Genomic DNA, 5,018 nt, shown 5'->3' with positions numbered 1-5,018 from the left:
TGCTCAGGATGGGTACGATCCGACCGCCAGCGGCCTGTCGCGGCCGCTAACCGCGACAGGCCATTCCTCTCGGAATATGCCGACGATAGCCGATCGCGCTATTACAAGGATGGGTGGAGCGCAGCGATACCCATCATCGCGCCACGCGGCACCAAGTTGATGGGTATCGCTGCGCTCCACCCATCCAACGAAGTAGGACTCACACTGAGCGCCGCGGATTTTGTAGCCCGGATGTAGCGCAGCGAAATCCGGGACCACCGCCGCCGTGAATGAGAGCCCGGATTGCGCTTCGCTGCATCCGGGCTACGGATTCGGCTTACTCCGGAGCCAACTTCAGCGCCGCGATGCCGATCAGCACCAACGCGATCCCCGCAACCTTCATCGGGTTCAACGCCTCGTTGAACAGCAGCACGCCCATCGTCAGCGTGCCCGCCGCGCCGATGCCGGTCCACACCGTGTAGGCGACGCCGACGCCGAGCACCTGCAGCGCGCGTCCGAGCAGGAACACAAAGGCCGCGAGCAGCAGCAGCGAGACCAGCGTCCAGCCGAGCCGCGTATAGCCCTCGGCATATTTCATCGAGATCGCCCAGCCGACATCGAGAAGACCGGCGACGACGAGCGCAATCCAGGCAACCGAGTGCGACATGGTTTACGCGGCAAGCTTCAGCATATGCGCGCGGTGGCCGACCAGGAACGCGTGCAGCAGCGCGGGATAATCCGGTGATACCGCACTGCGCACGCTCGGCCGCTGCGCCAGCGCGCTGCGCCAGGCACGGAGCTTCGGCGTGTGGGTGAAGACCGCAAGGTCGGTCAGTTGGTCGAACAGATCGAAATAGCGGAAGATCGGCGCGAACACCGCATCGACCAGACTAAACCTCTCACCGGCGAAGAACGGACCGGCGCCGAGCGCAGCCTCGACGCGCGCGAATTTCGCCGCGACCGCCTGCCGCTTGCCCTCGAAGGCCGCCGCATCGGTTGCGGTCTCGAGCCCCCAGAGGTCGCCGAGAATCGCCGAGCCGAACTCCATCCAGGCGCGATGCTCGGCGCGGACCAGCGCATCCTGCGGATGCAGCTTCGCACCGACTTGCGTCTCCTCGATGTACTCGCAGATCACATTGCTCTCGAACAGCGCGACCTCCTTGCCGTCGTCACCAGTCACGACCAGCACCGGCACCTTGCCGAGCGGCGAGATCTTCAGGAACCAGTCCGGCTTGTTGGCTAGATCGATGTCGATCCGCTCGAACGGCACGCCCTTTTCATGCAGCGCGATCACCGCGCGTTGCACATAGGGACAGAGCTTGTGGCTGATCAGCTTCAGGGCGGTCATGACGAACCTCGCGTTCAATGCAACTGCATCCAACTAAATGCAGCGGCATGGAACTGTCAAGGTAGATGCAATTGCATCTAAATCACGGTCGCGCGATGATGCCCCCGGTCATCGGGATCGGCACCCCCGTGGTGGCGGGGTAGCTCAGCGGCAGCCCCTTCATGCCGCGCGCGGCGAGGAAACCGAATGCCTGCGCCTCGATCACGTCCGCGGCCCAGCCGAGCGCTTCGGCGGGCTCGACGGTCGCCGGCGCCAGGCGCTCGCGCAGCATCCGCAGCATCGTCAGGTTGGAGGCGCCACCGCCACAGATGATCCAGCTCTTCGGCCGTTTCGGCAGCAGCGGCACGACGCGGGCGATCGCGGCCGCGGTGAACCCGGTCAGCGTCGCGGCGCCGTCGGCCGGCGCCACGGCGCTGAGTTTCAGGCCGGCAAAGTCGTTGCGGTCGAGCGATTTCGGCGGTGGAACCGAGAAGAACGGCAGCTTGAGCGCCTGCGCGATCCAGGCTTCGTCCGGCTTGCCGAGGGCTGCGAACTTGCCCGCGGTGTCGAACGGCTGATGCATCTGGCGGAACATGAAGTCGTCGAGCAGCGCATTGCCCGGCCCGGTGTCGCAGGCGATCAGTGTGTCCAAGCCATCGATATAGGTAATGTTGGAAACACCGCCGATATTGACCACGACGATCGGGCCCTCGCGATTCAGCGACTGCGCAAGCGCGCGGTGGTAAACCGGCACGAACGGCGCGCCCTGCCCGCCGGCCTCGACGTCGGCGGCGCGGAAATCATGCATCACGGGAATGTGGATCGCCTTGGCGAGCGCCAGGGCATCGCCGATCTGCACCGTCAGCCTCCGCTCGGGGCGATGCAGCACGGTCTGGCCATGGAACCCGACGATGTCGATCTCCTGGGGAGAAATCCGGTGCTGCGCCGTGAAGGCGGCGACCGCCTCGGCATGGGCCGTCGTGACCGCCTGCTCGGCCTGCCGCAAAATCCCAGGCCGGGCGTCGCGCTGCGACAGATGAACGGCCTCGGTCAGCGCCTGGCGCAGCAGGCTGCGCTCGCCGTCCGTGTAGGGGCGATAGCCCGAAGGTCCGAAAGCCTTGATCTGGCGGCCGTCGGTCTCGATCAGTGCCACGTCGACCCCATCGAGCGAAGTCCCGCTCATCAGACCGAGTGCCGTTAACATCATCTTGGAAGCGCCCCAGCCGGGACCCCCCCGGCTTGTCTCAAACAAGTACATCCTATAATGCCACTGCGCGTCCGCCTGCGGCCGCCTCAAGCATCAGGGTTCCGCAAATAGATGCAAAAACCGTAAAACAAGAATGATCTGGCTCGCCGACAAATGACTGCATTTAAATCGGATTTCCTGAACACTCTACAGGAACGCGGCTTCGTTCACCAGTGCTCCGATTTCGAGGGCCTCGACGCGCTTGCCGCGAAGGGCGAGGCCACCGCCTATGTCGGCTACGACTGCACCGCGCCGTCGCTGCACATCGGCAACTTCCTCACCATGATGATGCTGTACTGGCTGCAGCAGAGCGGCAACAAGCCGATCACGCTGATGGGCGGCGGCACCACGATGGTCGGCGACCCCTCCGGCAAGGATGAGACGCGCGCGATGCGCACGGTCGCGGAGATCGAAGCCAACAAGGCCTCGATCCGCGGCGTGTTCGCCAAGGTGCTGCGCTATGGCGACGGGCATTCCGACGCCATCATGCTCGACAACGCCGAGTGGCTGACGAAATTGAACTGGATCGAGATGCTGCGCGACATCGGCCGGCACTTCTCGGTCAACCGCATGCTGACGATGGACTCGGTGCGGCTACGGCTCGAACGCGAGCAGGAGATGAGCTTCATCGAGTTCAACTACATGGTCTGCCAGGCCTACGACTTCGTCGAGCTGTCGCGCCGCGCGGGCTGCCGGCTGCAGATGGGCGGCTCCGACCAGTGGGGCAACATCGTCAACGGCGTCGATCTCGGCCGCCGCATGGGCACGCCGCAACTGTTCGCGCTGACCACGCCGCTGCTGACCACCGCCTCCGGCGACAAGATGGGCAAGACCGCCAAGGGCGCGGTGTGGCTCAACGCCGACCAGTTCTCGCCGTACGACTTCTGGCAATACTGGCGCAACGTCGAGGACGCCGACGTCGTCAAGTTCCTCAAGCTGTTCACCATCCTGCCGATCAGCGAGATCAACAAGCTGGCGGCGCTGGCGGGCGGCGAGATCAACGAAGCCAAGAAGGTGCTGGCGACCGAGGCAACCGCCCTGCTCCACGGCCGCGACGCGGCTAATGAGGCTGCCGAGACCGCGCGCCGCACCTTCGAGGAAGGTGCGCTGGCCGAAACCTTGCCGACGGTGGAAATTCCGCGCGGCGAGTTTGAAGCCGGCGTCGGCGTGCTCGTCGCCTTCGTCAAGGCCGAGCTCGTCGCCTCCAACGGCGAAGCGCGGCGGCAGATCAAGGGCGGCGGACTGCGCGTCAACGACGCGGCCGTCACCGACGAGAAGATGCTGCTGAGCTCGGCCAATCTCACGCCGGAAGGCGTGGTGAAACTGTCGCTCGGCAAGAAGCGGCACGTCCTGCTGAAGCCTGCATAGGCGCATTCGCTTTTGTCGGTTGTAGGGAGTGCCGAAAGCGCGCTCCCTGTTTTCCGATGGACCAGACCACGCCTCCGAACGACACGCTTGCAACGCCGGTGAAACAGTCGCGCGTTGCGCTGAACGTGCTCGCGCTCTGCTTCGTGCTGTCGGTGCTCGGACGCGGCCTCAGCGACAGCTTCACGGTGTTCCTGAAACCGATCTCGGAGAATTTCGGCTGGGATCGCGCCTCCGTCGTGTCGGTCTATTCGCTGACCTGGCTCGCCAGCGGCCTGACCGCGCCGCTGGTCGGACGGCTGTTCGACCGCTCGGGTCCGCGCGTGGTCTATGCGCTGGGTCTGGCGCTGCTCGGCTGCGCATTCCTGATCGCGTCGCGCGCGCAGCAACTCTGGCAATTCCAGCTCAGCGTCGGCCTCTGCGTCGGCTTCGGCACCGCGTTGATCGGCAATGTCTCGAACTCGATCCTGCTCGGCCGCTGGTTCGGGCCGCGGCTGCCGACGGCGATGGCCGTGATGTATTCGGCGACCGGCGCCGGCCTCCTGGTGCTGCTGCCGCTGTCACAGGTGCTGATCGACCGGATCGGTTGGCGCGATGCCTATCAGGTGTTCGGCATCGGCGCGCTCTGCCTGCTCGTTCCGCTGGTCTTTCTGCCGTGGCGGCTGCTCGCCGGCGGATCGCCGCACATCGTCAAGAAGGCCGAGACCGGCCTGATCGACGAAGGCTGGACGCTGCTTGCCGCGATGCGCCACCACGCCTTCTGGGCGCTGTTCTCGACCTTCTTCTTCACCGCGATCGCGATGTATGCGCTGACCGCGCAGATCGTCGCCTACTTGATCGATGTCGGCTTCCCGCCGCTGCAGGCCGCCACCGCCTGGGGCTTCTCCGGCGTCGCGCTGTTCGTCGGCATGCTCGGCGTGTCCACGCTCGATGGCATCATCGGCCGCCGGCCCTCGGTGCTGTTCAGCTACGGCGTCTCGATAGCAGGCATCATCCTGCTCTGGCTGCTGCAATGGTATCCGAACTACTGGCTGCTGACCGGCTTCGTGATCTGCTTCGGCAGCATGATCGGCTCGCGCGGCCCGCTGATCACCGCAACCG

General features: G+C 65.2%; 5 protein-coding genes. 2 read left to right on the top strand and 3 right to left on the bottom strand.

The features are described 5' to 3' along the window. Window positions 1-316: 316 nt before the first annotated feature. The 3 genes from AC628_RS37340 to AC628_RS37330 form a co-directional block, all read right to left on the bottom strand. Window positions 317-646, bottom strand: a complete 330-nt coding sequence (locus tag AC628_RS37340; protein WP_074131655.1) for a DMT family transporter — start codon at window positions 644-646, stop codon at window positions 317-319. Between the two features lie 3 nt (window positions 647-649). Beyond that, complete coding sequence (locus AC628_RS37335; RefSeq protein WP_074131654.1) at window positions 650-1,327, bottom strand: glutathione S-transferase family protein; 678 nt, start codon at window positions 1,325-1,327, stop codon at window positions 650-652. A gap of 82 nt (window positions 1,328-1,409) precedes the next feature. After that, the gene (locus AC628_RS37330; protein WP_074131653.1) at window positions 1,410-2,513 is read right to left on the bottom strand and encodes an anhydro-N-acetylmuramic acid kinase; all 1,104 of its coding nucleotides are present in this window, start codon (window positions 2,511-2,513) and stop codon (window positions 1,410-1,412) included. A 153-nt stretch (window positions 2,514-2,666) separates the two neighbouring features. Here AC628_RS37330 and tyrS point away from each other — a divergent pair, with 153 nt between their 5' ends. Both tyrS and AC628_RS37320 read left to right on the top strand, forming a co-directional pair. Then, on the top strand, window positions 2,667-3,920 hold the full coding sequence (gene tyrS, locus AC628_RS37325; RefSeq protein ID WP_074131652.1) for a tyrosine--tRNA ligase: 1,254 nt from the start codon (window positions 2,667-2,669) through the stop codon (window positions 3,918-3,920). A 56-nt stretch (window positions 3,921-3,976) separates the two neighbouring features. Then, window positions 3,977-5,018: MFS transporter (locus AC628_RS37320; RefSeq protein ID WP_074131651.1), on the top strand; the 1,042-nt coding region annotated here is incomplete at its 3' end.

The sequence above is a fragment of the Bradyrhizobium sp. NAS96.2 genome (genome assembly GCF_001908235.1).
Lineage (GTDB): Bacteria > Pseudomonadota > Alphaproteobacteria > Rhizobiales > Xanthobacteraceae > Bradyrhizobium.
Note: the sequence above shows the minus strand (reverse complement) of the source record. Positions and strands in the feature narration are given on the sequence as shown.

Coding starts and splice junctions, on each gene's coding strand:
- AC628_RS37340 (WP_074131655.1), bottom strand. CDS start 646: ATGTCGCACTCGGTTGCCTGGATTGCGCTCGTCGTCGCCGGTCTTCTC.
- tyrS (WP_074131652.1), top strand. CDS start 2,667: ATGACTGCATTTAAATCGGATTTCCTGAACACTCTACAGGAACGCGGC.
- AC628_RS37330 (WP_074131653.1), bottom strand. CDS start 2,513: ATGATGTTAACGGCACTCGGTCTGATGAGCGGGACTTCGCTCGATGGG.
- AC628_RS37335 (WP_074131654.1), bottom strand. CDS start 1,327: ATGACCGCCCTGAAGCTGATCAGCCACAAGCTCTGTCCCTATGTGCAA.